Source organism: Azospirillum sp. A26 (genome assembly GCF_042604635.1).
Taxonomy (GTDB): domain Bacteria; phylum Pseudomonadota; class Alphaproteobacteria; order Azospirillales; family Azospirillaceae; genus Azospirillum; species Azospirillum palustre.
In genome coordinates this window covers 21,816-46,684 of sequence record NZ_CP170477.1, presented here as the reverse complement: position 1 = coordinate 46,684, position 24,869 = coordinate 21,816, and the positions used below count along the sequence as shown (strand labels likewise).

The window sequence follows — 24,869 nt, the reverse complement described above, 5'->3', positions numbered from 1 at the left end:
GCCATGGACGTCGTCTCCCTCGACATTCCCGACGTTAAGATCATCCGTCCGAAGAAGTTCGGCGACCATCGCGGCTTCTTCTCGGAAACCTACACCAAGAAGACGTTCGAGGCGGCCGGGCTGCACTACGACTTCGTCCAGGACAACCAGTCGCTGTCGGCCGAGGTCGGCACCATCCGCGGCCTGCATTTCCAGCTGCCGCCCTTCGCCCAGGACAAGCTGGTGCGGGTGGTGCGCGGCGCCATCCTGGACGTGGCGGTCGACATCCGGAAGGGCTCCCCCACCTTCGGCCGGCATGTCAGCGCGGTGATCAGTGCGGCGGAATGGAACCAGATCCTGGTGCCGGTCGGCTTCGCCCACGGCTTCTGCACGCTGGAGCCGGACACCGAGGTCATCTACAAGGTGACCAACTATTATTCGCCCGAGCATGACCGTGGCCTGCTGTGGAACGATCCGGAACTCGGCATCGACTGGCCGGTGTCGGCGGACAAGGCGCGGCTGTCGGACAAGGATTACAAGCATCCGACCCTGGCGCAGCTGACCGACCTGTTCTGATGGCGGGTCGGGGTTGGCGGCTCCGGGTTCGGGCGCTCAAAGCTTTTGCACAACGGGGGCCGCGAACGGCCCCGCTTTTCGGCGGTAAGGTGGTTTGATGACGCGCATTCTCGTCACCGGCGGCGCCGGTTTCATCGGCTCGGCGGTGGTCCGCCAGCTTCTCGCCGAAACCGACGCCTTCGTCGTCAATGTCGACAAGCTGACCTACGCGGCCAACCTGTCCTCCCTGCCGGGGGCCGAGGGCAATCCGCGCTATGCCTTCGAGAAGGTCGACATCTGCGACGCCGCCGAGCTGAGGCGGGTGTTCGACACCCACCAGCCCGACGCGGTGATGCATCTGGCCGCCGAATCCCATGTCGACCGCTCCATCGACGGGCCGGGCGAGTTCATCCAGACCAACGTGGTCGGCACCTTCCGCCTGCTGGAAGCGGCGCGCGGCTACTGGTCGGCCCTGCCGGCGGAGCGCAAGGCGGCCTTCCGCTTCCACCACATCTCGACCGACGAGGTGTTCGGCACGCTGGGCGACGACGGCTTCTTCACCGAGACCACCGCCTACAGCCCCAACTCGCCCTATTCGGCCAGCAAGGCGTCGAGCGACCATCTGGTCCGCGCCTGGCACGAGACCTACGGGCTGCCGGTGGTGCTGACCAACTGCTCCAACAATTACGGCCCCTACCATTTCCCGGAGAAGCTGATCCCGCTGATGATCCTGAAGGGTCTGGCCGGCGAGAAGCTGCCGGTCTACGGCAAGGGCGACAACATCCGCGACTGGCTCTATGTCGAGGACCATGCCCGCGCGCTTCGGCTGGTTCTGGAGAAGGGCAAGGTCGGCGAGAGCTACAACATCGGCGGCCACAACGAGCGCACCAACCTGGAGGTCGTCCGCGCCATCTGCGTGCATCTCGACGAGATGGACCCGGCCGGCGCCCCGCACGACCGGCTGATCAGCTTCGTCACCGACCGCCCCGGCCATGACAAGCGCTATGCCATCGACGCCGGCAAGATCGAGCGCGAGCTGGGCTGGACCCCGCAGGAGACCTTCGAGAGCGGCCTGCGCAAGACGGTCGCCTGGTATCTGGAGAACCGCGACTGGTGGCAGGCCATCCTGAACGGCTCCTACCAGGGCGAGCGGCTCGGCTTGAAGGAAGAGGGCCTGACGGACGAAGGAGCGGCGTCGTGAAGGTTCTCGTCCTTGGCAGCAACGGCCAGCTCGGCTTCGAGCTGATGCGCGCCAGCTGGGCGCCAGGCACCGATGTGGTGGGTCTGCCCTATCCCGAGTTCGACGTGACCCGGCCGGGCGACGTGGAAAAGGCGGTCGCCGCCCACGCGCCCGACCTGCTGGTCAACGCCACCGCCCACACCGCCGTCGACAAGGCCGAGAGCGAGGTGGATCTCTCCTTCGCTATCAACCGCGACGGGCCGGGCGCCATGGCGGCGGCCTGTGCCGCGCGCGGCATCCCCTTCATCCACGTGTCGACCGATTACGTGTTCGACGGGACGAAGGACGGCGTCTACAGCGAGGACGATCCGATCAACCCGCTGGGCGTCTATGGCGCCAGCAAGGCAGCCGGCGAAGAGGCGGTGCGGACGGCGACGCCTGAACACGTCATCCTGCGCACCTCCTGGGTCTACAGCGCCTACGGCAACAACTTCGTCAAGACGATGCTGCGCTTCGGCAAGGAGCGCGAGGAGATGCGGGTGGTCGCCGACCAGCACGGCTCCCCCACCGCCGCCGCCGACCTCGCCGCCGCCATCGTGCAGATCGCCGGGACGATTGAGAAGACCGGCGCCGCCGCCTGGGGCACCTATCACCTGACCGGCAGCGGCTACACCAACTGGCACGATTTCGCCGAGCACATCTTCCGGCGGCTGGAAGAGCGCACCGGCAAGCGGCCGCGCCTGACCGCCATCGGCACGGCCGACTACCCGACCCCGGCGCGGCGCCCGGCCAATTCGCGGCTGGACTGCGGGCGCGCCAGGGAGCGTCTCGGCGTCGCCTGCCCGCCGTGGCAGGAGAGCGTCGACCGCGTGATCGACGAGCTGTTCACCAACCCGCCGCAGGCGTGAGGACGAAGACCATGAAGGGCATCATCCTGGCCGGCGGGTCCGGCACCCGGCTCTACCCCGTGACGCGGGCGATCAGCAAGCAGCTGCTGCCGATCTACGACAAGCCGATGATCTATTTCCCGCTCAGCACCCTGATGCTTGCGGGCATCCGCGACATCCTGATCATCACCACGCCGCACGACCAGCCGCTGTTCCAGACGGTGCTGGGCGACGGGTCCCAGTGGGGCCTGAACCTGACTTACGCCATCCAACCCTCGCCCGACGGGCTGGCCCAGGCCTTCATCATCGGCCGCGAGTTCGTCGGCAACGATCCTTGCGCGCTGGTTCTCGGCGACAACATCTTCTACGGCCACGGCCTGACCAACATCCTGCGCGCCGCCGGCGAGAAGACCGAGGGCGCCAGCGTCTTCGCCTATGCCGTGCGCGATCCCGAGCGCTACGGCGTGGTGGAGTTCGACGGCGAAGGCCGGGCACTGAGCATCGAGGAGAAGCCGGTCGCGCCGCGCTCCAAATGGGCGGTAACCGGCCTCTATTTCTACGACAACGACGTGCTGGACATCGCCGCGGCGGTGAAGCCGTCGGCGCGCGGCGAGCTGGAGATCACCTCGGTCAACGCCGCCTATCTCGATCAGGGCCGGCTGTCGGTCGAGCAGATGGGCCGCGGCTATGGCTGGTTCGACACCGGCACCCACGACAGCCTGCTGGAGGCGGCGGAGTTCGTCCGCACCATCCAGCATCGCCAGGGCCTGCAGATCGCCTGCCCGGAGGAGATCGCCTACACCTCCGGCTGGATCGACGCCGAGCAGGTCAGCCGTCTGGCCGAGCCGCTGAAGAAGAACGACTACGGACGCTATCTGCTCGGGCTGCTGGGCTGACGCCGTTCCAGCCGGACAGAGCGGCCGACCGGACAGGATGGACGCCATGCAGGCCCTGACAAACCGCAAGCGCGTCCTCGTCACCGGCGGCGCCGGCTTCCTGGGCTCGCACCTGTGCGAGCGGCTGCTGGCGGCCGGCAACGACGTGCTGTGCGTCGACAACTTCTTCACCGGCAGCCGCGACAACGTCCTGCACCTGCTGGACAACCCGCATTTCGAGCTGATGCGCCACGACGTGACGTTTCCGCTCTATGTCGAGGTCGACGAGATCTACAACCTCGCCTGCCCGGCCTCGCCGATCCATTACCAGCACGACCCGGTCCAGACGACCAAGACCAGCGTCCACGGCGCGATCAACATGCTGGGGCTGGCCAAGCGGGTGGGGGCGCGGATCATGCAGGCCTCGACCTCGGAGGTCTACGGCGACCCGGCGGTGCATCCGCAGCCCGAGGAATATTGGGGCAACGTGAACACCATCGGCCCGCGCGCCTGCTACGACGAGGGCAAGCGCTGCGCCGAGACGCTGTTCTTCGACTATCACCGCCAGCACAAGCTGGACATCAAGGTGATCCGCATCTTCAACACCTATGGCCCGCGCATGCACCCCAACGACGGGCGCGTGGTGTCGAACTTCATCATCCAGGCGCTGAAGGGCGAGCCGATCACCATCTATGGCGACGGCCAGCAGACGCGGTCCTTCTGCTATGTCGACGACCTGATCGAAGGCTTCCTGCGCTTCATGGACACGCCGGCCGGCGTCGCCGGCCCGATCAACCTGGGCAACCCCGGCGAGTTCACCATGCTGGAGCTGGCGGAGAAGGTGATCCGCCTGACCCGCTCGGCCTCGACAATCGAGCACATGCCGCTGCCGCAGGACGACCCCAAGCAGCGCCGCCCCGACATCGCCAAGGCCCGCGCCTTGCTAAATTGGGAGCCGGCCGTACCGCTGGACGAGGGGCTGGACCGCACCATCGCCTATTTCCGCGGACGGTTCTTCGCCTGAGGAGGCGAGGGGCAGCCGGACATACGGTCTTGGATATACAATTGACATATACTTTGTTGGGATATACGGTCTGGATTTCCTGAAGCCTTGCGAGGGCGCCATGGCCGTCCGCACGACCTTGTTCCAGTCCAACCGGACCCAAGCGGTTCGCCTGCCGAAGGATGTCGCCTTCCCTGGAGATGTGCGCGAAGTGCTGATCGTCCGCGAAGGCGACCGGCGCGTCATCGTCCCCGCCGACCGTGCATGGGACGACTTCTTCGACTCTCCTGGGGTCGCGTTTCCGGATCGGGACCAGCCGGCAATGCAGGAGCGCGAAGCGCTGTGATGCTGCGGTACATGCTGGACACCAACCTGTGCATCCGCGTGCTGCGTGACCGGCCTCCTGGCCTGCGGGAGCGGTTCAACGCGGAAGCGGGCGCGCTCTGCATCTCCACCGTCACGTTGGCTGAGCTGCTGCATGGCGCAGCCAAATCGGCACGACCGGTGGAGCAGCGTCACGAGGTCGAGCGCTTGGTTGGCCGGTTGGAGGTGCTGCCGTTCGACGAGACGGCAGCGGGGCATTATGGCGAGATCCGCACGGATCTGGAACGACGTGGAACGATCATCGGCCCGTACGACTTGATGATCGCAGGGCACGCGCGCAGCCGGGGCCTGACCGTCATTACCGGCAACCTGGGTGAATTCCGACGCGTCGATGGTCTGATGTCCGAGGACTGGCTCAGCGACGCATAATCCAGAGAAAAAGATTATCGGGAAAGCACGCACTGCATCCCCTTAACCCCGCTTTCAGCGGACCGGAGGTCCGCCTGTCGCGTCAGCGCAAACTTCGTTTGCGCGTTAGCGGGAGGGAGAGGGGCTCATGAACCGCTCCTCCCAGGAAAGCGCTGAGGCGACGATGGTTTCCAGGTCGGCGTGGCGCGGGGTCCAGTCGAGCGTGCGGCCGATGCGCTCGACGCCCGCCACCAGGGCCGGGGGATCGCCGGCGCGGCGCGGGCCGATGCGCATCGGCAGCGGCTTGCCGGTCACCCGCTCCACCATCGCCAGCACCTCGCGCACCGAATAGCCGCGGCCGTAGCCGCAGTTCATCACCTCGGACGCACCGCCCGCCTCGAGATGGCGGAGTGCGGCGACATGGGCGTCGGCGAGGTCGCTGACATGGATGTAGTCGCGCACGCAGGTGCCGTCCGCCGTGTCGTAATCGTCGCCGAAGATCTGCAATTCAGCCCGCTGGCCGGTGACGGTCTGGGCGGCGATCTTGATCAGGTGGGTGGCGACCTTCGACACCTGGCCGGAGCGGCCCTGCGGATCAGCGCCGGCGACGTTGAAATAGCGCAGCGCGACATAGCGCAGATCGTGCGCCGCCGCGGTGTCGCGCAGCATCCACTCCGTCATCAGCTTGGAGGAGCCGTAGGGGTTGATCGGGTTGGTCGGCGTCTGTTCGTCGATGGGCAGCCGCTCCGGCATGCCGTAGACGGCGGCGGTGGAGGAGAAGATGAAGCGGCCGATCCCGGCCTCGACGCAGGCCTCCACCAGGGCGTGGCTCTTCACCGTGTTGTTGCGGTAGTAGGCGAGCGGCCGCTCCACCGACTCCGGCACGACGATGCTGCCGGCGAAATGCATCACGGTGCCGATGCCGTGGCGGGCGAAGGTATCGGCCAGCAGGGCCTTGTCGCCGACGTCGCCCTCGACCAGCGGCACCCCTTCGGGCAGGGCCTGGCGCCGGCCGGTGGAGAGATCGTCCAGCACCACGACGGCGCGTCCCTGGTCGCGCAGGGCCAGCACCACATGGGAGCCGATATAGCCGGCGCCGCCGGTCACCAGCACGGTCGCGTTGTCGCTCGTGGTCATGTCCGCTCTTCGTCTTCGATTGGGGTCGATGGGGCAGAGTCGGAAGATAGTCGCCCGCCCATGCTGCACTGCGGGCTTTTCCGCCGAACGGGCGACATCATTCGAACGGCCTCCAACGCCCCGTCCTGCCCCGATGGGCGGGCCGGATGGAGAGCGGGGGCGCTAGTCGAGGTAGTAGCGCAGGATGACCGTCCGCTGGACCACCAAGATGCTGACGATGGGGAAGAGCCAGACCATCCAGGTCAGGCCGCGCTCCAGCACGCCCGGAACACCAGAGGACCAGCCGGCTCCCGCGTCCTGCCGCCCGCCGGCGAAGGCCAGCGGCAGCAGGGCCGCCAGCGGCAGGAAATAGCGTCCCTGCACGCCGTCGACCCACAGCTGGCCGACCGGCGTCCACACCATGTAGAGCGCCCCGAACAGCAGCGCCCCGGTCGCCAGCACGACGGCCGCGGTCACCGCCGAGGCCCGCGCCGGCGCGCCGGAATACCAGTCCGCCGCCCGGCGGCCGAGCAGCAGCGGCAGGAAGGACAGCAGCAGGACCAGATAGGCGGCGGCGTAATAGGGCTTGGGCAGCCTTGTATCGACCCAGCCGAGGATGCCGACGAACTGCTGGTAATACTCGTCGCCCCAGACCTGGAAGGTCTTCACCGCGATGGTGAGGACGGCCAGCGGGTTGTCGAGCAGGAAGCGGAGCTGCCCCATGGCGTCGGTCGGGGCATCCTGGCGGATCAGCGGCGTCTGCACGACGAGCGCCATCCACACCGCCCAGCCGACGGCGGCGGCCAGCGAGGCGGCGACCGCGAGGCGCTTCACCGCCGCCCGCTCGGCCGGGACCGCCAGCGGCATCAGGCAGAGCAGGGCGTAGGGCTGCTTGGTCATCCCCACCAGGGCGAAGCAGACGGCACTGGCCCAGACCTCCCCGCTGCGCAGCGGCCGGCCTTCGGACAGCGCGCGGGCCAGGAAGGCGATGCCGAGCGCGGTGACGGTGATGACCAGCCCGTCCTGGCTCATCGAGGCGTAGAGCGAGACCGACATCGGCAGCAGCAGCACCGCGAACAGCGGCAGATGCGCCCGGCCGGCCAGCAGCAGGGCGAAGAAGCCGACGACGATGCAGGTCAGCGCGTTGGCCGCCCGCGCCAGATAGAGCGTCTGCACCACCGGCAGGTCGATGGCCTTGCCGAGCGCGATGGCGGCGGCCTGCGGCAGGTAGAAGAAGGGCGGGTAGGGGGCGGTGTTCTCCGCCGCGACGTTGAAGACCCGGCCGTCCCAGCGGGCGGTGAAGGACTTGGCGAAATCCTCCAGATTGGCCCTCTCGTCCGGTTTGAAGGGGACGTGGTGGAAGGGGAAATAGGCCTCGATGATCGCGACGTCGGACGGGCCGCCCGCCGCGATCCGCCCGTCGGTCTGGACCTTGGCGGCCACCCAGTAGCCATGGGTGATCATGTTGGCCCGGTAGATGTGGGCGGGCTCGTCGGCGGTCTGGAAGGGCGGCAAGCTCCAGACCAGAAAGAATGCCGAGATGGTTGCCAGAACGGCAAAGAGGAACGGACCTATCCGCTGCATCACCAGACCTGTCGCTGAAGGGGCTGGTGGGTGGGTACCCCATCCGCCGGACAGGCGCCACTTGGAAACTTTGACGCAGCCGTAAGAAGGGAAAGCGCCGGGCGCAGGTGGATGCCGCCGGCTTGGAATGCCGATTGCCTGCCGGCCCAGTTCCGGCCTTTCATTCGGATGCAGGCAGGAAATGATGGCTTTCGCCGAACAAGAAAAGATTTGCCGGAACCGGCAGTCCAGCCCCTGACCAGCGGGAAGATTGACAATCCCTATCCTTGGATCGATATTCTTCCTGTGGCCACAAGGCACGAGCCCAAGCGCCCAAAGGGTACCAGCCGCATCACCGGCGACAGCCGGTGTCTGGACCCGGAGTAAGAGGGCCGGCCGTGCGGAAGCCGGTGATTGCTGTTCGCATCAATCCTGCGTGCCTCGTGGCCACCAACCCCATCCCACCTTTCGATGCCGCTGTTCCGGGAATCATCTCTCCCAAATCAGCTTGGCGCCACGCTTGTTGAAATCGGGCAGGCGAACGAGCGGATAGCCGGTTATCACCTTGTATTGGGCAGAAGAAATCCCGGCCAAGGGTGCATGGCTGTACTCGGCAACCACCACCGTCTTGACGATGCCGTTGAATTTCAGAAGCCAGAGCCTGCCATCCCGCTCCAGGTAAAGTTTCTGGTAGCCGCTTGCCGCAATCTGCACATAGTGCTCTACCCTCATGTTCCGGTAGTAGTGCTCGATCTTCGCCTTGTGCTTCCATTCGATATGGGTGAAGCCGAACGACCTGTCGCCGACCGGCAGGATCACCGTGCCGGCTTGGCATAAAACGGTACCGCGATGATCCGCCACATATGGAATGTCCCCGAAGGAAAACGACCCGCCCGGTGCCATGACCGGGGTTTCCTTGGACGGCACCAGCATCGATTCCTGCCTTACCGAATACACCGGGACGGGGTGCGCAACCATCCCAGGGGTGGTTCCCAACCCGTCCTTATACTACCTTTCTGTGACGCAGCCCCGCCACCCGCATCCTCCGGAAATCATCGTCCCCCTTACGGCTCGCGGATGCTTTCGTCCAGTGCGCGGATGACGGGGTAGAGGAAGTAGGACAGGACCGAGCGGGTGCCGATGCGGATCTCGGCCGAGGCGACCATGCCGGGGCTGAGCAGCGTGCCGGCGGGCACCCCCTCCAGCTGGGTGTCGGTCAGGCGGATGCGGGTGCGGAAGACGGCGCCGGCGGCCGGACGGGGACCGTCCGGGTTGATGGCGGCGGCGCCCTGGGAGCCCGAGGGATCGTGGGTGAAGGCGTCGGCGCTGATGGTGCGGATTTCGCCGGGCAGGGTGCCGTGGCGCTGGAAGGGAAAGGCGTCCAGCTTCACCCGCACGAAATCGCCGACCCGGATCAGGCCGATGTCGCGCGACGGGATCTCCGCCTCCACCTCCAGCGGCACGTCGGCGGGGACCAGGGTAACCAGCGGCTCGGCCTCACGGATGACGGAGCCGACGGAGCGCTTGGCCACCTCCAGCACCACCGCATCGACCGGGGCGGTCAGGGTGACCAGCGAGCGGCGGCGCTCGGCCTTGGCGATCTGCTCCACCAGCGTCGCCCGCTGGCGGGTCTGCTCCACCAGCTCCTCCGCCGTCTTGCGCCGCCATTCGTCGACGAAGGCGGCGCGGTCGGCCTGGACGCCGCGCAGCTCGTGCGCGCTCGCCTGCTCGCGATCCTGGAGGGCGGTCAGCTCGTCGCGCATGCGCAGCCGCTCGACCCGCGCCTCCAGCCAGGTCAGGCGGGAGCCGGTCTGGCGCTCCTGAAGCTGGCGGCGGATGTCCTCGACCTCGCCCACCACGGCGAGGCGCTCGGCAAGCCCGGCCTGGGCGCGGCGGCCGGCGGCGAGGGCGCTGTCCAGCTGCCCGGCCTTCTCGTCGAGCGAGGCGAGGCGGGAGCGGTATTCGGCGCGGCGGCGCTCCAGGATGGCGGCCTGGACGGCCGCATCCGGATTGCCGGCGGCGGGGAGGAAGTCGCCGCCGTCCAGCTCGGCGCGCAGCCGGCCGATCTGCGCCTCGACGCTGGCGAGCTTGGCGGTCAGGTCGGCCAGATCCGCCGCGGCGAAGGTGGGGTCGAGCGTCGCCAGCCGGTCGCCGGCCCGCACACGGTCGCCGACCTGCACGTCGACGCCGCGCACCACCGCGGTCTCCAGCGGCTGGGCCACCACCAGCGGCGCCGTGGTCACCAGCCGGCCGCCGGCGGTGACGATGCGGTCGACCTGGGCGAAGCCGGCCCACAGCACCAGCGCCACCAGCAGCCCGGCCAGCACATAGAGGGTGGAACGCGCCGCCCGCGGCAGCGGCGCATGCTCGATGGCCGCCCCGTCCGGCAGATAGTCCAGCGCGAAGCCCGGCGGCGCCGCCGACGGGGCAGGCAGGGCGGCGCGGCGCCGGGCGGGAGCGGGAGGAGGGGCAGGTTCGGGCTTGGCCGGGACGACCTCGCGGCCGGTCTCCGCCTGCGCGGCGTCCCGGCTGTCGATTTCGGGCATCCCTGCTTCGGGCATCTGCGTGTCGGGCATGGCTCAGCGCCCCCGGTTCTGCTGCTGCCACAGATGCCGGTATTCGGCGCAGCGGTCGAGCAGGATGGGATGGGGGGCGAGGTCGAGCAGGCGGCCCTGCTCCAGCACGGCGATGGTGTCGCAGCCGGTCAGGGTGGAGAGCCGGTGGGTGACGATCAGCACGGTGCGGCCATGGGCGATACGCCGCAGGTTGGCCATGACGATGGCCTCGCTGTCGGGGTCGAGCGCCGAGGTCGCCTCGTCCAGGATCAGCAGGCGCGGCTGGGGCAGCAGGGCGCGGGCGATGGCGATGCGCTGCTTCTGGCCGCCGGACAGGTTGCTCGCCCCCTCCTCCACCAGCGTGTCGTAGCCGTCGGGCAGGCGGTGGATGAACTCGTCGGCGCCGGCCAGCCGGGCGGCCTCGACGATCTCCTCGCGGCTGGCCTCGGGCATGGTCATGGCGATGTTGTCGCGGATGGTGCCGCGGAACAGGAAATTCTCCTGAAGCACCACGCCGATGGAGCGGCGCAGATGGGCCAGATCCAGCTCGCGGATGTCGAGCCCGTCATAGCGGATGCTGCCCTCCTGCACGGGGTAGAAGCCCTGGAGCAGCCGCATCAGCGTGCTCTTGCCCGAGCCGCTGCGCCCGACCAGTCCGACGACGGAGCCGGCCGGCACGGTCAGGGTGACGCCGTCGAGCGCCGCCGGCCGGTTGCGGTCGTAGCGGAAGCCCAGCCCCTCGATCTCGATGCGGCCGATCAGGGCGGGGCAGGCGCCGCTGCCCTCGCGCCGGAGTTCGGCCGGGTGGTTCATCACCTCGCCCAGCATGCGCACCGACAGGGCGGTCTCCTGGTACTGGTGGATCAGAGAGACGATCTGGACCAGCGGCGTCACCACCCGGCCCGACAGCATCTGGAAGGCGATCAGGGCGCCGACCGACAGCTGGCGGTCGAAGACGTCGAAGGCGCCGACGGCGACCACCGCCACCATCATCGCCTTCTCCAGGAACTCCGTCACCGTGCGGGCGGCGATGGAGATGCGGCCGACCCGGTAATGGCTGGTCACCGCGCGGGCGGCCTTGCGGTCCCAGCTGCGGCGCTGCTGCGGTTCCAGCGCCGAGGATTTGACGGTGCGCATGCCGTGGATGGTCTCCACCAGCATGGCCTGCCGCTCGGCATCGGCGTTGTAGAGGTCATGCAGGCGGCTGCGGTAGACCGGCACCAATGCCACCACCACCCCGGCGATCAGACCGGCGAACAGCAGGGCCACCAGCGTCAGCTTGACCGAATAGAAGAACAGCACCGGCAGGAAGACCAGCAGCACCAGGCTGTCGAGCACGGTGGACAGCAGGTTGCCGGTCAGGAACTCGCGGATGCGCTCCACCTGCTGCATGTGGCGCACGGTGACGCCGGCCGAATGCCCGTCGAAGAAGGTGATCGGCAGGTCGAGCAGATGGCCGAAGGTGCGGTTCAGCAGGCGGATGTCGATGCGGTTGGCCGCCGCCAGCAGGATGAACTGGCGCAGGAAGCGGAAGCCCGCCTCGAACAGCAGGGCGCCCAGCACGCCGATGGTCAGCACCTGCAAGGTGGCGATGCTCTCGTTCACCAGCACCTTGTCGATCACGATCTGGAAATAGACCGGGACGACAAGGGCGAGCGCGTGCAGCACCAGGGCCGCCACCACCACGTCGCGGAAGGCGGATTTCTGACGCAGGACTTCCGGCACGAACCAGCGCAGGCCGAAGGGCTGGCGGGGATCGGACAGGCCGCGGCGCGGCTTGAGGAAGACCAGCTCGCCGTCCCAGCGCTCCAGGAAGCGGTCGCGCGGCACGTCGATCGGTTCCAGCCGGTCGGCCAGCGGGTCGACGACGCCGACCATCGGCTCTTCGTCGGGACGGGTCGGACGCGACAGGCCGATCAGGATGACGGTGTTGCCGTTGGACAGCCGCGCCAGCAGCGGGAAGACGGGGGGGAGGGACTGCAACCCCTTCCAGTCCAGCCGGCGGACGGTCGCCTTGAAGCCGGTGGCGGCGGCAATGCGCAGCAGATCGGCGGTGGACGGTTCGCCACGGCCAGGAGCGACGCGGGCGCGCAGGGCCGATGGCGAGGCCGACAGGCCGTGATGGCGCGCCACCAGCGTCAGGCAGCGCAGCGCGGTGCTCTCGTCGTGGGTCGGCGCAGCCTCGGGGCCGGGGGGCGGGGCCGGGACGGTGGTGCTGGCGTCCGGCATCGGTCAGCCGAAATTCGGCGAGCGGGGCCGGGTGGGCGGAGCGGCCGGTGCCGCCTGGGAGGGGGCCTGCGAGGGGGAAGCCGGCTGAACCGGGGCCTGCGCCGGGCTCTGGAAGGCCGGAGCGGCGGACGGGGCGAGAGGAGGAACCGGCGCGGCACCGGGCGGCAGCACGCCGGCCGCCTCAAGCCGCTGGCGCATGCCCTCCAGGGCGGAGAGGCTGGCGAGGAAGCCGGGCAGGCTCATCACCACCCGCTGGCGGATGGCGGGCAGCGGCTGGCCGTTGCCGTCCTTGCGCAGGGCCGACAGGCTGAACAGGTCGATGCGGACCATGCCGTTGCCGAAGCCGATGTCGAAGACCCCGTCGGCATAAAGTTCGGGGATACGGTCGTCCGGCGGCGGATCGATGGTCATGCGTGTCTCGGCAAGGAGTGAAGTCAAAGGAAAAGGCTGGGTAAGGCAAAAGCCTGGAGGCGCCCCGACCGTTTTACCCGAAAGACGGGAAAACCACCAAGTCGGAGCGCCTGCAGGACATTTCCGGCACGCAGAAGTCACAACACTATCAAAGCCCGCTCTCGAAAGGCGGGATGAACGATGCCCAACCGACGGGAAGGGCGATCAGCCGAGCTGCGTCACCGCCAGCGTGTAGGTGCCATAGCGGGAACCGACGCCCGCCACCTGGAGGGTATAGTTGCCGGTCGTGGTCGGGGTGAAGGTCAGCTGCGAGTTGAGGCCGGTGCCCGAATCGTCGTCGTAGCGGAGCAGCGTGCCGCTGCTGTCGAAGACACGCAGATAGGGATCGGTCAGGGTGCCGCGGTTGGTGTCCGCGCCTTCCACGTCGATCTGGTAGCGGGTGCCGCGGGTCAGGGCCACGTTGAAGCTGTCGCGCTCATACGGGAACGACAGGACGTCGGACACCGCCGGGAACACCTCGGTCTGGCTGGACTGGCTGACGCTGACCTGATAGGTGCCCGTGCCGCCGCTGGCGAAGCTGCCGGCGGACAGGTAATAGGTCCCGGTCTGGGTCGGGCGGAACTGGATCAGCGCATCGCGTCCGGTGCCGCTGTCGTCGTCCTGGGCCACCACGTTCCGGTTGCTGTCGAACAGACGCAGATAAGGGTCGCTCAGCGTGCCGCTGTTGGAGCTGGCACCGCTCTCGCGCAGCGTATAGAGCACACCCCGCTGCAGGGTCACGGCATACATATCCGTTTCACCGACAATGCTGAGCGCGTCGGTGACCGGGGTGCCGGTGGTCGGGAGCGTCGGGATCCCGGTGGCCGGGTTCGCTGACTGGATCGGAACGATGCGGCGCCCTTCGTAAATGCCGAAGTTCCGGTAATGGTCCAGGGCCGCGCGATACCGGTCGCTGCTGCTGCTGCCGAAAGCCGCCTGCAGGTCGGTGTTGGTCGTCAAGTAGGACGAGATGTCGACGCTGGAGAAGTCGTATGTGGTGCTGCGGGTCTCGCGATAGCCGAAGGTGATGTAGTGCTGAACCGCCAGCGAGGACGAGGAGAAGCTGAGATCGGTGTTCGCGGCCATGTAGCTCGACGCGTCGAAGGTCGTCGTCCGGGTTTCGCGATAACCGACGGAGATGTAGTGCTGGACCGCAGTGCTCGTGCTCACCCCGGCCCGGAGCAGGTCGGTGTTCGCAGCGAGATAGCTCGACGAGTCGAAGGTCGTGGAGCGATTTTCGGTGCGACCCGCAACGAGATAATGGCTCTCGGCATTGCTCAGGGTCACACCAGCCTGAATAAGATCAGGATTGGCAGCCAAATAGCTTGCAGCATCAAATCCGGCGATAGGCATTCTTCTACCCCCCTTAAAGAGTCCTGCCGCGATCCTTTCGGACCCACAGCACATAAAGCTTATTTTTAGATAATTCGATAATATCAATCTTATATTATGACGCATCTATCTATGAATAAATCCTAGATCTATATTTTTTAAAGGAATTCTTTGGAAACTCACTCATTTGTATTTCAAAAAATCTTTGGCTTTGACTGCTTTTGTGTGTATTTTATCGCTTGGCGATACTATGATTTCAGGCTTTTCCCTTTGGAAAAGACTTGGGAAATGGAATTTTGAGATATCTCCCGAATCATTTGCATTGAAAAGAAAACAGCCCTTGATGAACGAGCATCAAGGGCTGTGGACCAGAAGAGCCGGGCAGAATGTCGGAAGTCCGGGTGCCGCCGCTCAGTTGCGGCCGTAGACGTCCTCGAGCCGGACGATGTCGTCCTCGCCCAGATAGGAGCCGGACTGCACCTCGATGATGGTCAGCGGCACCTTGCCGGGGTTCTCCAGCCGGTGGACCGTGCCGATCGGGATGTAGATCGACTGGTTCTCGTAGACCATCACCTGCTCCTCGCCGCGGGTGACGAGCGCGGTGCCGTTGACCACCACCCAATGCTCGGCGCGGTGATGGTGCTTCTGGAGCGACAGGCGCGAGCCGGGGGCGATGGTCAGGCTCTTCACCTGGAAGCGGTCGCCGGTGTGCAGCGACTGGTAGGACCCCCAGGGGCGGTGGACCCGGCGGTGGCTGACCGACTCGCTGCGCCCCTCGGCCTTCAGCCGGTCGACGATGCGCTTGACGTCCTGGGCCTGGGAGCGGTCGGCGACCAGCACGGCGTCGTCGACCACCACCACCACGGCGTTCTCCACCCCGACCACCGCGGTCAAGTGGTTCTCGCTGCGGACGTAGCAGTCACGGGCGCCCTCCAGCAGCACGTCGCCGACGATGACGTTGCCCTCGCCGTCCTTGTTGCCGACGTCCCACAGCGCCGACCAGGCGCCGACGTCGGTCCAGCCGATCTCGCAGGGGACGACGGCGGCGCGGTCGGTGCGCTCCATCACCGCATAGTCGATGGAGATGCTGGGCGCCTTGGCGAAGGCGGCGGCGTCCAGACGGAAGAAGTCGAGATCCTTCGAGCCCTGCTCCAGCGCCTCGCGGCAGGCGGCCAGCACCGCCGGGGCGTGGCGCTCCAGCTCGGCCAGCAGGCGGGAGGCCGGGAACAGGAACATGCCGCTGTTCCAGGCATAGGTGCCTTCGGCGAGGTAGCGCTCCGCCACCTCCAGCGACGGCTTCTCGACGAAGGCGGCAACATTGTAGGCGCCGTCGGCCTCGTCCATCGAATGGCCGCGGCGGATATAGCCGTAGCCGGTCTCCGGCCGGGTCGGGGTGATGCCGAAGGTGACCAGCCGGCCGGCCTGGGCGGCGCGGGCGGCAATGCCGACGGCGCGGCGGAAGGCCTCGGCGTCGCGGATCTCGTGGTCGGCCGGCAGGATCAGCAGCAGAGCGTCCGGATCGTCCGCCGCGACCGCCAGGGCGGCGAGCGCGCAGGCGGCGGCGGTGTTGCGGCCGGCCGGCTCCAGCACGATGCCGCGCGGCGTGCAGCGCGACTGGCGCAGCTGCTCGGCGGCGAGGAAGCGGTGTTCCTGGTTGCAGATCACCAGGGGAGCCGCGAAGACGGCCTCTGCGGCCGCCCCGGCAGCAGCCTGGGAGCCAGATTGCGCGCTGACCCGCAGGGCGGTGTCCTGGAGCATCGTCCGGTCGGAGCAGAGCGGCAGAAACTGCTTGGGATACAGTTCGCGCGACAAGGGCCACAAACGGGACCCCGTACCGCCGGACAGCAGCACCGGGACGATCTTCTGCGCGGAATTGCCGTTCATCCTGCCGCCATCTGTTGTGTGAGCATGTGGTCGGGCGCCGGAAACCCCTGCAGGGCAAAAGCTGAGGGCCGGCGCCATGGCGGTTCGTTATAGACCGTGCTTTCCGCCCTTCACAAGCACCCCTCCGAGACCCACCCGACCGGAGCGCCTCTTCCGGGAGGGGGCGGGCAGGGGGCTGGGCAGGGGACTGGGAGGGGGGCGAGACAAGACTCCAAACATCTCCCCCTCCGGCCTCTGTCCGCGGGGACCGGTCAACGTTGAGGCCAGGGCCAAGGTTGGAGTCTTGTCGCGCCCCCCTGCCGTCCGGCCCCCGCGGACAGGGGCGGAAGGCGGCCGGAGGCGGATCGGACAGGCAATCGGGGGAAAGTCGGGCAGGGCGGGGCGCGACAGAACTCCAAATCCGGGTCCGAACGGCATAGGCGCAGAGGGCGAATCACCGGCGAGTCGGGGTCGATTTGCCTCCGCGACTCGGAAATAAGCGAATCGGAAGCGATTCGGGGTCGAATCGAAATGTCCCGGCTGGAGTCTTGTCGCGTCTGCCGAAAAATCCACAGGCAACACGGACTATCCGCTGGAGTCTTGTCGCGGGAGTTCTGGAGTTTTGTCGCGCGACTCGCGATTCTCTACTGGAGTCTTGTCGCGCAAACTATTAACTGAATCAAATAACCGTACAAATAGTTTGAGCGACAAGACTCCAAATTGCTGGGCACCAACCGACCGTGATATAGCGTTGACCGCAAAGTCGTGCCAAGGTCAGCTCGATATGGGACAGATACACACCCTGATTACCCAGCTGGGACGCGACCAGGCAAAGGCGCTCCAGACGGATCCGGATCAGCGTTCGCTAGTCGATGTGGCTGCTGCCGTCCTCGAAGAGGAGCGGCAGGAGCTTGGCATCACCTATTCGGGTTTTGCTCTGACGGCTCTGCCGCATCGTCGTCTTCCCGATGACCAGCCGTGGGAGCGGCGCGGACATAAGATCCGCTTGCTGATCGAGCCTGGACGACTGCCGATCCGCAACGGTGGCTTTAAGCTTTACGGGGTTCCGTACGGCAGCCGCGCGCGGATGATCCTGCTGTATCTGCAAACCCGGGCGATCCAGACCGACAGCCGCGAGGTCGAGCTGGGCCGCAGCATGCACGAATGGCTCGACCGCATGGGCCTGTCGGTGGGCGGCCAGACCTACCGCGACATCCGCGAGCAGGCCTCGCGCATCGCCGCCTGCAACCTGACCTTCGCCTGGGAGGATGCCCACAGCATCGGCTTCGAAAAGGGGTCGATTGTCAAGGGCGGCATCCATTTCTCGACCAATGCCGGGGCGGAACCGGGCCAGGGGTCGCTGTGGGAAGACCGCGTCCTGCTGTCCGAGGCCTTCTTCCGCGAGCTGAAGGCCCATCCGGTGCCGATCTGGGAGCCGGCGCTGCGCCACATCCAGAACAACAGCACCAGCATCGACATCTATATCTGGCTGGCCTACCGGCTGCACAGCCTGAACCGCTCCACGCCGATCACCTGGCCGGCGGTGTTCGAGCAGTTCGGCGCCGGATACAGCCGCCTGCGCGATTTCAGGAAGCGGTTCATCGAAGCGCTCCAACTGGCGCTTGCGGTTTATCCGGACGCACGGGTCGATGTGGAAGAGCAGGGGCTGATGCTTCATCCCTCGCCGCCGCCGATCCCGGAGCGCAAGTTCGCGCAGCTTTGCCGGTAATTTCGCGGGTGAATTTCGAAGATCGGGCGCTGACGCAAAACACGTTCAGCGCCCGATCCACGTCTGCATCCTATCCGTGCAGCCGTCACCGCCCATGCAGGCGGGGATCCAAGTCTCCTGTTCAAGTATCTGATATGGCTGGATTCCCGCCTTTGAGGGACTGACGGCTTCCAAATATTCTGGACTGGAACGAGAGCCCCACCCCCCTGCGACAAGACTCCAAACTCCTCCGCCCCCCAACCGCTCAGGGATTGGCGCGCAGCGCTCCGCCCAACGGGGTCAGCAGGCGGCGAAGCGCTGCATCCAGAAGGCTTTCATCGAGGCTGCCGGACAGGGCCAATGCCTGGGGCGGCATCATGAAGAACGGGGCATCGCCGGTAGTCCCGCTGCGCTGAAGGGTCGCGGCGAGCGCCAGCAGACGGCGCCCCTCCTCATGCCGCAGCGTGGCATGGACCAGCACCAGCAGGGTGCCCGGCTCGGCGATGCGGGCATCGTTGGGGACGAGCGCCGTGACCGCCGGACCGGAGGCCAGCAGCCCCGACAGCACCGCGGCGGCGCGCCCGCACAGCGCATCGTCTCCGACGACATCCATGGCCGGGCCGCCGTCGGCATCCACCGCGCAGAGCAGGCCGACGCGCTCGATCCGCTGGAAGAAGGGCAAGGGCGACATCGCAGTGGCCTCCATGGGGAGTGTAAGCAGGCCGGCGGCGATCAGCAGCGCCAGGCGTAACCGGCTCAGGAGCGGCCTCATCGCGCCTCCTCCATATCGGCTGTGGAGCCGGCATCGTCCGGCAGGAAGCCGCCGACCTGACGGCGCCACAGCCGGGCATAGGGGCCGTCGCGGCGCAGCAGGGTGGCGTGGTCGCCGTCCTCCAGGATCCGGCCCTTCTCTATATAGAGGATGCGGTCCATGCCGGTGACGGTCGACAGACGGTGAGCGATGGCGATCACCGTGCGGCCCTCGAACAGGCCGAGCAGCGCGTCCTGGATCAGATGCTCCGTCTCGGAGTCGAGCGAGGAGGTCGCCTCGTCCAGCACCAGGACCGGCGCGTCCTTCAGGAAGGCGCGGGCGATGGCGACCCGCTGGCGCTCGCCGCCCGACAGCTGGATGCCGCGCTCCCCCACCACGGTGTCATAGCCGGCGGCGCGCCCCTCGATGAAGCGGTCGCAATGGGCGCGGGCGGCGGCGGCGCGGATCGCCTCGTCGCTGGCCCCCTCGCTGCCATAGGCGATGTTGTCGCGGATGGAGCGGTGGAACAGGCTGGGCAGCTGCGGCACCTCGGCCACCGCGCGGTTGAGCGAGGCGAGGCTGACCGTGGCGATGTCCTGCCCATCGATCAGGATGCGGCCCCCCTGCAGCGGGAACTGCCGGCGCAGCAGGCGGACCAGCGTGCTCTTGCCCGCCCCCGAAGGGCCGACCAGCGCCACCCGCTCTCCCGGCCGGATGGTCAGGGACAGGCCGTCGAAGACGGCCCCCCCTGTCCCGGGCTCGGAACCGGGATGGGCGAAACGGATGTCTTCGAAACGGATAGAGCCGTTGCCGACGGTCAGGTCGGGGCGGCCGGGCGGATCCGGGATCTCGTGCGGGCGGACGATCAGGTCCAGGGCGCCGGACAGGACGCCCAGCTGTTCGAAGAAGCCAAGCATGCGCGTCGACAGGCCCCAGACATTGGCGCCGACGATGCTGGCCAGCGAGAAGATCATGGCGAAGTCGCCGATGCTCATGCGGCCGGCCATCGCCTCCGACACGGCGAGGCCGATCAGGATGATCTGGAAGACCAGCAGGGCGTTGAACAGCCAGAACCACATCTTGGTCAGGAACCAGCGCAGCTCCTTCGACCGGTCGATCTCGCCGGTCAGCGCGTCGGACAGGCCGGCCAGCTCCTGGCGGCGGCGGGCGAAGGCGCGCACCAGCTCGGCATTGGCGATGATGTCGACCATGCGGCCGGTGGTCGACGACACCTCCTCCGAGAAGGCGTGCGACAGCCGCAGGCAGCGCCGGGCCAGCAGGGCCGACAGGCCCAGATGCGCCACGGTCCAGCCGACCAGCAGCCCGGCGAACAGGGTCTGCGCCGAGGCCAGCAGAGTCAGGCCGATGGCCAGGATGACGACGATGCGGATGATGTCGTTGGTCAGGATCTCCAGGATCTGGATGGCGCTCTGCCCGGCCTGCTTGACCTTCTGGCCCAGGTTGCCGGCGAAATTGTCCTGGAAGTAGCGCGGCGAGTGGTCGATCAAATGGTCGAACAGCCGGACCTGGATGGCATGGCGCAAAGCCGGCGAGGTGTGCAGGTCGACCAGCTCGCGCAGGCGGTTGAACAGGGCCGACGCGATCCACAGCCCGCCCAGCAGCAGGAACCAGCGCATCACCTCCGCCGTCCAGGCGGGGGAGCCGGAGGGATGGGTCCCCGATATCCCGGCCCCCGATATCCCGGTGAGCGCATCGACCAGACCGCGCATCGCCACCGGCTCCATCCCCATCAGCCCGATCCCACCGGCGGCGGCGAGGTTCAGCAGGATGGCGCGGCCGAGGAAGCCGTCGCGCACGAACATCCACAGAAAGCGCCAGGGCGAAGAGGGCAGGGGGGAAGAGGACAAGGGGCGTCGGCGCTCCGTCGCGCGATGGGCCGGACGCTGCCGGCGGACAAAGACTTATAGGCGCAAGGCGGCGGGGGCGGAACGGATCCTTCCATGCCGGCCGGCTCTCTCATGGGGAGCCGGACCGGGCGGAGGACGGGCAAGGAGCCGGCGCTGCTCTTAGGCATCGACAGCCGTGACGGATGGTTGCAGGCTGTCGCCCCGTTCCTCCGTTTTCCGGGCATTGTCTTTCCATGCGTATCCTGTTCGTCCACCAGAACACCCCCGGCCAGTACAAGCATCTCGTCCGTCATTTCGCGGCGGATCCGGCCCACCGGGTCGCCTTCATCGGCAAGGTCCGGCGCGAACTGCCGGGCGGCGTGCAGATGGCGCTCTACCGGCCGACCCGCGAGCCGGGGGAAAACACCCACCCCTATATCCGCATGTTCGAAGGGCAGGTCCTGCATGGGCAGGGCGCGGTGCGCGCCGGGCTGGCTCTGCAGAAGGAGGGCTTCACCCCCGATGTGATCTGCGCCCATCCCGGCTGGGGCGAGGCCCTGTTCCTGAAGGACCTGTTCCCGGACGCCCGGCTGCTGCTCTATTGCGAGTTCTTCTATCGGGCCGACGGGTCGGATGTCGGCTTTGACCCGGAGCGGCCGGTGACGCTGGAGACGCGCTGCCGCATCCGCACCAAGAACACCTCCCTGCTGACCGGGCTGGACGCGATGGACTGGGGCGTCAGCCCGACCCTGTGGCAGCGGCAGCAGCATCCCGAGGCCTTCCGCCCGCGCATCTCGGTGATCCATGACGGGGTCGATACCGCGGTCTGCCGGCCGGATCCGGCCGCCACCGTCACCCTGCCCGACGGCCGCACCCTGTCGCGCGAGGACGAGGTGGTGACCTATGTCGCCCGCAACCTGGAACCCTACCGCGGCTTTCCCACCTTCATGCGGGCGGCGGCGGAGTTGCTGCGGCGCCGGCCGAAGCTGCACATCCTGATGGTGGGCGGCGACGAGGTCAGCTATGGCGCGCCGCCGGAGGGGGGCGGCACTTGGCGCGAAACCATGTGGCGGGAGACGATGCTGGACGCCGCCGGCACTCCCAGGCCGGAATCGGCGCGGCTGCATGTGCTGGGCAAGCTGCCCTATGACAGCTACCTGTCGGTCCTGCGCATCTCGCGCGCCCACATCTACCTGACCTTCCCCTTCGTCCTGTCCTGGTCGATGCTGGAGGCGATGGCCTGCGGCGCCGTCATCGTCGGGTCCGACACGCCGCCGGTCGCCGAGGTGATCGAGGACGGGGTGAACGGGCTGCTGACCGGTTTCCACGATCCCATGGCGCTCGCCGACCGGGTGGAGACGGCTCTCGACGATCCGGAGCTGCGCGCCGCCCTGTCGGCCGCCGCAAGGAGGACGGCGGTGGAGCGCTTCGACCTCGCCACCGTCTGCCTGCCGGCGCAGATCCGCCTGCTGGAGGATGTGCAGGCCGGCCGGGTGCCGACGGCCTGATCCGCGTCCCAACAGACCTTGCGCCGGGGGGCGGAGTGAATTAACCCGATCATCAGAAAGCACCGGTTACGGTCGGGGTTCATTTCGATCCCGACGCAGCACCTGTCCCGGATCGGGCCGGTGGGCACCGGGTGCGGCGTTCGAGCGATGCGGCTTTAAAGGACGGAACCGGCGGTGACCACACACTCCAGCAAGGCGGGCGCGACGAAGCCGGAACTTCCTGCGGATGGGTCCGACATGTCGGGCACCGGGCTCGAGGCGGGCTTGCGCATGCTGGACGGCCGGTCGGTGCTGGTGACGGGGGGAACCGGCTCCTTCGGGCGCCGCTTCGTCGAGACGGTGCTGCGCCACGCCAAGCCGCGCCGGGTCATCATCTTCTCCCGCGACGAGTTCAAGCAGTACGAGATGCAGCAGCGCATGCCGGCGGAGTGGGCGCCGACGCTGCGCTATTTCATCGGCGACGTGCGCGACCGCGAGCGGCTGGAGCTGGCGATGCGCGGCGTCGATTTCTGCGTCCATGCCGCGGCGCTGAAGCATGTGCCGGCCGCCGAATACAACCCGATGGAATGCATCCACACCAACGTCTACGGGGCGGAGAACGTGGTGCGGGCGGCGCTGTCGATGGGGGTGCGGCGCGTTGTCGCGCTGTCGACCGACAAGGCGGCCAACCCGATCAACCTCTATGGCGCCAGCAAGCTGGCGTCGGACAAGATCTTCATCGCCGCCAACAACCTGTCTGGCGCGCTCGACACCCGCTTCGCGGTGGTGCGCTACGGCAACGTCGTGGGGTCGCGCGGCAGTGTCGTGCCGCTGTTCCGCAAGATGATCGCCGAGGGCGCCGACCATCTGCCGGTCACCGACGAGCGGATGACCCGCTTCTGGATCACGTTGCAGCACGGCGTCGATTTCGTGCTGTCCTGCTTCGCCATGATGCAGGGCGGCGAGATCTTCGTGCCGAAGATCCCCAGCCTGCGCATTGCCGACCTCGCCCGCGCCATGGCGCCGGACCTGCCGCAGAGGATCGTCGGCATCCGGCCGGGCGAGAAGCTGCACGAGGTGATGATCACCGAGGACGATTCCCGCCAGACCTACGAGCTGGATGACCGCTATGTCATCGAGCCGGCCTTCACCTTCTGGCAGCATGCGCCGTACGAGCGGCTGAACGCCCGCCCGGTGGCCGACGGCTTCCGCTATGCCAGCGACGGCAACGACGACTGGCTCGATGGTGAGCGGCTGCGCACCCTGCTTACGGAAGCGCCCTGATGGCGGGCCCCTCGATGGGGGATTTGCCTTTCCTCCCCTATGGCCGCCAGTCGGTGGAGGAGGAGGACATCGCCGCGGTAGCGGCGGTGCTGCGCGGCGACTGGCTGACCCAGGGACCGGCGGTGACCGGGTTCGAGCGGGCGCTCGCCGCGAGGGTGGGGGCGGCGGACGCGGTGGCCTGCGCCAACGGCACCGCGGCGCTGCGGTTGGCCTATGCGGCGCTGGGCATCGGGCCGGGCGACGCGGTGGTGGTGCCGTCCAACACCTTCCTCGCCACGGCGTCGGCCGCCCGCCATGCCGGGGCCGAGGTCGCCTTCGCCGACGTCGATCCCGACAGCGGCCTGATGGGCGTCGCCGAGGCCGAGGCCGCCATCGCCCGCGCCCGCAACGCCGGCTGGCGCGTCCGCGCGCTTGCCCCCGTCCATTATGCCGGACAGACGGCGCCGATGGACGGGCTGGCGGCGCTCGCGCAGGCGGAGGGGCTGGCGCTGGTCGAGGATGCCGCCCATGCCATCGGCACGGCCTGTTTATCGGGGGGGGGGTTGCCCGGCAGCCGTGAGGTGCCGGTCGGCGCCGGCCGGCCGGAGGTGGAGGCGGGATCGCTGACCGTCTTCTCCTTCCATCCGGTCAAGACCATCGCGGCCGGCGAGGGCGGGGCTGTCACCGGCGGTGACCCGGCGCTGATGGCGCGGGTGCGGCGCCTGTGCAACCACGGCATGACGCGCACGCCCGATCCGGGGGAGGGCTTCGCCGATCCCGACGCCGCCCTGGACGCGGAGGGGAACGCCAACCCCTGGTACTATGAGATGGCGGAGCCGGGCTTCAACCACCGCCTGTCCGACATCCATGCGGCACTGGTGCTGAGCCAGCTCGGCCGGCTCGACCGTTTCGTCGAACGGCGGGCGCGGCTGATGGCGCTCTATGCCGAACGGCTGGCGCCGCTGGCCCCGCTGGTGCGGCCGCCGGCCCTGGTGCCCTGGTGCCGGCCGGCCTGGCACCTGTGCGCCGCGCGCATCGATTTCGCAGCGGCGGGGCGGACCCGTGCGGCCGTGATGGCGGCCTTGCGCGCCCTGGGCGTCGGCACCCAGGTGCACTATATCCCGGTCCATCGCCAACCCTACTGGCGCCGCCGCTACGGCGACTTCGCCCTGCCCGGCGTCATGAGCCATTACGCCCAGACGCTGTCGCTGCCGCTGTTCCCGGCCATGGCCGACACAGACGTCGACCGGGTCGCCGCGGCGCTGGAGCGGGTCCTGTCCTGACGGGTGCCGGCCCGGAACCCCATCGGTCTTCCAGGCGGTCGTCCAGGCGGCCATTCAGGGTCCGGACCGTTTCGCCCAAGCGATTCCGTTAGCGTTTTGGACAGGATGGACCGATAACAATGGCGTCGTCAGGAGGGCATAGACCTAGGTCGAACGGCTGGAAAGCCGGATGACCGGGGTCGGGTCGTCCCGAACGCCTCTTCACAGTGTT

General features: G+C 67.8%; 21 protein-coding genes. 11 read left to right on the top strand and 10 right to left on the bottom strand.

Annotated elements, in window-relative coordinates; genetic code table 11:
- Positions 1 to 3 precede the first annotated feature (3 nt).
- The 7 genes from rfbC to vapC all read left to right on the top strand — a co-directional run bounded on the left by rfbC (position 4) and on the right by vapC (position 5,232).
- The gene (gene rfbC, locus ABNQ39_RS35190; RefSeq protein WP_376967429.1) at positions 4 to 555 is read left to right on the top strand and encodes a dTDP-4-dehydrorhamnose 3,5-epimerase; all 552 of its coding nucleotides are present in this window, start codon (positions 4 to 6) and stop codon (positions 553 to 555) included.
- Between the two features lie 97 nt (positions 556 to 652).
- A complete protein-coding gene (rfbB, locus tag ABNQ39_RS35185) occupies positions 653 to 1,735 on the top strand; it encodes a dTDP-glucose 4,6-dehydratase (protein ID WP_376967427.1) in 1,083 nt (360 codons plus the stop codon).
- Positions 1,732 to 2,622: a dTDP-4-dehydrorhamnose reductase gene (rfbD, locus tag ABNQ39_RS35180; protein ID WP_376967425.1), complete on the top strand. Its 891-nt coding sequence runs from the start codon at positions 1,732 to 1,734 to the stop codon at positions 2,620 to 2,622. The genes rfbB and rfbD overlap by 4 nt, the downstream gene beginning before the upstream one ends.
- Before the next feature lie 11 nt (positions 2,623 to 2,633).
- Positions 2,634 to 3,497, top strand: coding sequence for a glucose-1-phosphate thymidylyltransferase RfbA (gene rfbA, locus ABNQ39_RS35175; RefSeq protein WP_376967423.1), 864 nt, complete (start codon positions 2,634 to 2,636; stop codon positions 3,495 to 3,497).
- A gap of 46 nt (positions 3,498 to 3,543) precedes the next feature.
- Positions 3,544 to 4,500 carry a UDP-glucuronic acid decarboxylase family protein gene (locus tag ABNQ39_RS35170; RefSeq protein ID WP_376967421.1) on the top strand — a complete coding sequence of 319 codons (957 nt, stop codon included), beginning with the start codon at positions 3,544 to 3,546 and terminating at the stop codon, positions 4,498 to 4,500.
- Between the two features lie 100 nt (positions 4,501 to 4,600).
- On the top strand, positions 4,601 to 4,825 hold the full coding sequence (gene vapB, locus ABNQ39_RS35165) for a type II toxin-antitoxin system VapB family antitoxin (protein ID WP_376967419.1): 225 nt from the start codon (positions 4,601 to 4,603) through the stop codon (positions 4,823 to 4,825).
- Positions 4,825 to 5,232, top strand: coding sequence for a type II toxin-antitoxin system tRNA(fMet)-specific endonuclease VapC (gene vapC / locus ABNQ39_RS35160; protein WP_109047041.1), 408 nt, complete (start codon positions 4,825 to 4,827; stop codon positions 5,230 to 5,232). The genes vapB and vapC overlap by 1 nt, the downstream gene beginning before the upstream one ends.
- Positions 5,233 to 5,337: 105 nt before the next feature.
- On the opposite strand, the gene galE is transcribed toward vapC, so the two are convergent.
- The 8 genes from galE to ABNQ39_RS35120 form a co-directional block, all read right to left on the bottom strand.
- Positions 5,338 to 6,348 (bottom strand): UDP-glucose 4-epimerase GalE, encoded by a 1,011-nt coding sequence (galE, locus tag ABNQ39_RS35155; protein ID WP_376967417.1) that lies wholly within the window; start codon positions 6,346 to 6,348, stop codon positions 5,338 to 5,340.
- 162 nt (positions 6,349 to 6,510) lie between these two features.
- On the bottom strand, positions 6,511 to 7,911 hold the full coding sequence (locus tag ABNQ39_RS35150) for a DUF2142 domain-containing protein (protein ID WP_376967415.1): 1,401 nt from the start codon (positions 7,909 to 7,911) through the stop codon (positions 6,511 to 6,513).
- 468 nt (positions 7,912 to 8,379) lie between these two features.
- Positions 8,380 to 8,823, bottom strand: coding sequence for a hypothetical protein (locus ABNQ39_RS35145; RefSeq protein WP_376967413.1), 444 nt, complete (start codon positions 8,821 to 8,823; stop codon positions 8,380 to 8,382).
- Between the two features lie 131 nt (positions 8,824 to 8,954).
- Positions 8,955 to 10,466: an HlyD family type I secretion periplasmic adaptor subunit gene (locus ABNQ39_RS35140; RefSeq protein ID WP_376967411.1), complete on the bottom strand. Its 1,512-nt coding sequence runs from the start codon at positions 10,464 to 10,466 to the stop codon at positions 8,955 to 8,957.
- Between the two features lie 3 nt (positions 10,467 to 10,469).
- Entirely contained in the window at positions 10,470 to 12,674 is a 2,205-nt protein-coding gene (locus ABNQ39_RS35135; RefSeq protein WP_376967409.1) for a peptidase domain-containing ABC transporter, read from the bottom strand.
- Between the two features lie 3 nt (positions 12,675 to 12,677).
- Positions 12,678 to 13,085 (bottom strand): hypothetical protein, encoded by a 408-nt coding sequence (locus tag ABNQ39_RS35130; protein ID WP_376967407.1) that lies wholly within the window; start codon positions 13,083 to 13,085, stop codon positions 12,678 to 12,680.
- A gap of 204 nt (positions 13,086 to 13,289) precedes the next feature.
- Entirely contained in the window at positions 13,290 to 14,411 is a 1,122-nt protein-coding gene (locus tag ABNQ39_RS35125) for a pre-peptidase C-terminal domain-containing protein (RefSeq protein WP_376967405.1), read from the bottom strand.
- Between the two features lie 456 nt (positions 14,412 to 14,867).
- Positions 14,868 to 16,340: a mannose-1-phosphate guanylyltransferase/mannose-6-phosphate isomerase gene (locus tag ABNQ39_RS35120; RefSeq protein ID WP_376967403.1), complete on the bottom strand. Its 1,473-nt coding sequence runs from the start codon at positions 16,338 to 16,340 to the stop codon at positions 14,868 to 14,870.
- Positions 16,341 to 17,103: 763 nt separating this feature from the next.
- Between ABNQ39_RS35120 and ABNQ39_RS35115 the strand changes: the two genes are divergently transcribed.
- The gene (locus ABNQ39_RS35115; protein WP_042695567.1) at positions 17,104 to 18,048 is read left to right on the top strand and encodes a replication protein RepA; all 945 of its coding nucleotides are present in this window, start codon (positions 17,104 to 17,106) and stop codon (positions 18,046 to 18,048) included.
- A 244-nt stretch (positions 18,049 to 18,292) separates the two neighbouring features.
- On the opposite strand, the gene ABNQ39_RS35110 is transcribed toward ABNQ39_RS35115, so the two are convergent.
- Together ABNQ39_RS35110 and ABNQ39_RS35105 are read right to left on the bottom strand one after the other, a co-directional pair.
- Entirely contained in the window at positions 18,293 to 18,799 is a 507-nt protein-coding gene (locus tag ABNQ39_RS35110) for a hypothetical protein (RefSeq protein ID WP_376967401.1), read from the bottom strand.
- On the bottom strand, positions 18,796 to 20,646 hold the full coding sequence (locus ABNQ39_RS35105) for an ABC transporter ATP-binding protein (protein WP_376967399.1): 1,851 nt from the start codon (positions 20,644 to 20,646) through the stop codon (positions 18,796 to 18,798). Before ABNQ39_RS35105 ends, ABNQ39_RS35110 begins: the two co-directional genes overlap by 4 nt.
- Before the next feature lie 233 nt (positions 20,647 to 20,879).
- Between ABNQ39_RS35105 and ABNQ39_RS35100 the strand changes: the two genes are divergently transcribed.
- From ABNQ39_RS35100 to ABNQ39_RS35090, 3 genes are all read left to right on the top strand, one after another.
- On the top strand, positions 20,880 to 22,133 hold the full coding sequence (locus ABNQ39_RS35100; protein ID WP_376967397.1) for a glycosyltransferase family 4 protein: 1,254 nt from the start codon (positions 20,880 to 20,882) through the stop codon (positions 22,131 to 22,133).
- 237 nt (positions 22,134 to 22,370) lie between these two features.
- Positions 22,371 to 23,396, top strand: a complete 1,026-nt coding sequence (gene pseB / locus ABNQ39_RS35095; protein WP_376967562.1) for a UDP-N-acetylglucosamine 4,6-dehydratase (inverting) — start codon at positions 22,371 to 22,373, stop codon at positions 23,394 to 23,396.
- Positions 23,396 to 24,658 (top strand): aminotransferase class I/II-fold pyridoxal phosphate-dependent enzyme, encoded by a 1,263-nt coding sequence (locus tag ABNQ39_RS35090; RefSeq protein WP_376967395.1) that lies wholly within the window; start codon positions 23,396 to 23,398, stop codon positions 24,656 to 24,658. Before pseB ends, ABNQ39_RS35090 begins: the two co-directional genes overlap by 1 nt.
- Positions 24,659 to 24,869 lie beyond the last annotated feature (211 nt).

Coding starts and splice junctions, on each gene's coding strand:
- ABNQ39_RS35100 (WP_376967397.1), top strand. CDS start 20,880: ATGCGTATCCTGTTCGTCCACCAGAACACCCCCGGCCAGTACAAGCAT.
- rfbA (WP_376967423.1), top strand. CDS start 2,634: ATGAAGGGCATCATCCTGGCCGGCGGGTCCGGCACCCGGCTCTACCCC.
- ABNQ39_RS35135 (WP_376967409.1), bottom strand. CDS start 12,674: ATGCCGGACGCCAGCACCACCGTCCCGGCCCCGCCCCCCGGCCCCGAG.
- ABNQ39_RS35115 (WP_042695567.1), top strand. CDS start 17,104: ATGGGACAGATACACACCCTGATTACCCAGCTGGGACGCGACCAGGCA.
- galE (WP_376967417.1), bottom strand. CDS start 6,348: ATGACCACGAGCGACAACGCGACCGTGCTGGTGACCGGCGGCGCCGGC.
- ABNQ39_RS35120 (WP_376967403.1), bottom strand. CDS start 16,340: ATGAACGGCAATTCCGCGCAGAAGATCGTCCCGGTGCTGCTGTCCGGC.
- ABNQ39_RS35110 (WP_376967401.1), bottom strand. CDS start 18,799: ATGAGGCCGCTCCTGAGCCGGTTACGCCTGGCGCTGCTGATCGCCGCC.
- vapB (WP_376967419.1), top strand. CDS start 4,601: ATGGCCGTCCGCACGACCTTGTTCCAGTCCAACCGGACCCAAGCGGTT.
- rfbC (WP_376967429.1), top strand. CDS start 4: ATGGACGTCGTCTCCCTCGACATTCCCGACGTTAAGATCATCCGTCCG.
- ABNQ39_RS35130 (WP_376967407.1), bottom strand. CDS start 13,085: ATGACCATCGATCCGCCGCCGGACGACCGTATCCCCGAACTTTATGCC.
- ABNQ39_RS35140 (WP_376967411.1), bottom strand. CDS start 10,466: ATGCCCGACACGCAGATGCCCGAAGCAGGGATGCCCGAAATCGACAGC.
- vapC (WP_109047041.1), top strand. CDS start 4,825: ATGCTGCGGTACATGCTGGACACCAACCTGTGCATCCGCGTGCTGCGT.
- pseB (WP_376967562.1), top strand. CDS start 22,371: ATGTCGGGCACCGGGCTCGAGGCGGGCTTGCGCATGCTGGACGGCCGG.
- ABNQ39_RS35150 (WP_376967415.1), bottom strand. CDS start 7,911: ATGCAGCGGATAGGTCCGTTCCTCTTTGCCGTTCTGGCAACCATCTCG.
- ABNQ39_RS35090 (WP_376967395.1), top strand. CDS start 23,396: ATGGCGGGCCCCTCGATGGGGGATTTGCCTTTCCTCCCCTATGGCCGC.
- ABNQ39_RS35170 (WP_376967421.1), top strand. CDS start 3,544: ATGCAGGCCCTGACAAACCGCAAGCGCGTCCTCGTCACCGGCGGCGCC.
- ABNQ39_RS35145 (WP_376967413.1), bottom strand. CDS start 8,823: ATGCTGGTGCCGTCCAAGGAAACCCCGGTCATGGCACCGGGCGGGTCG.
- rfbB (WP_376967427.1), top strand. CDS start 653: ATGACGCGCATTCTCGTCACCGGCGGCGCCGGTTTCATCGGCTCGGCG.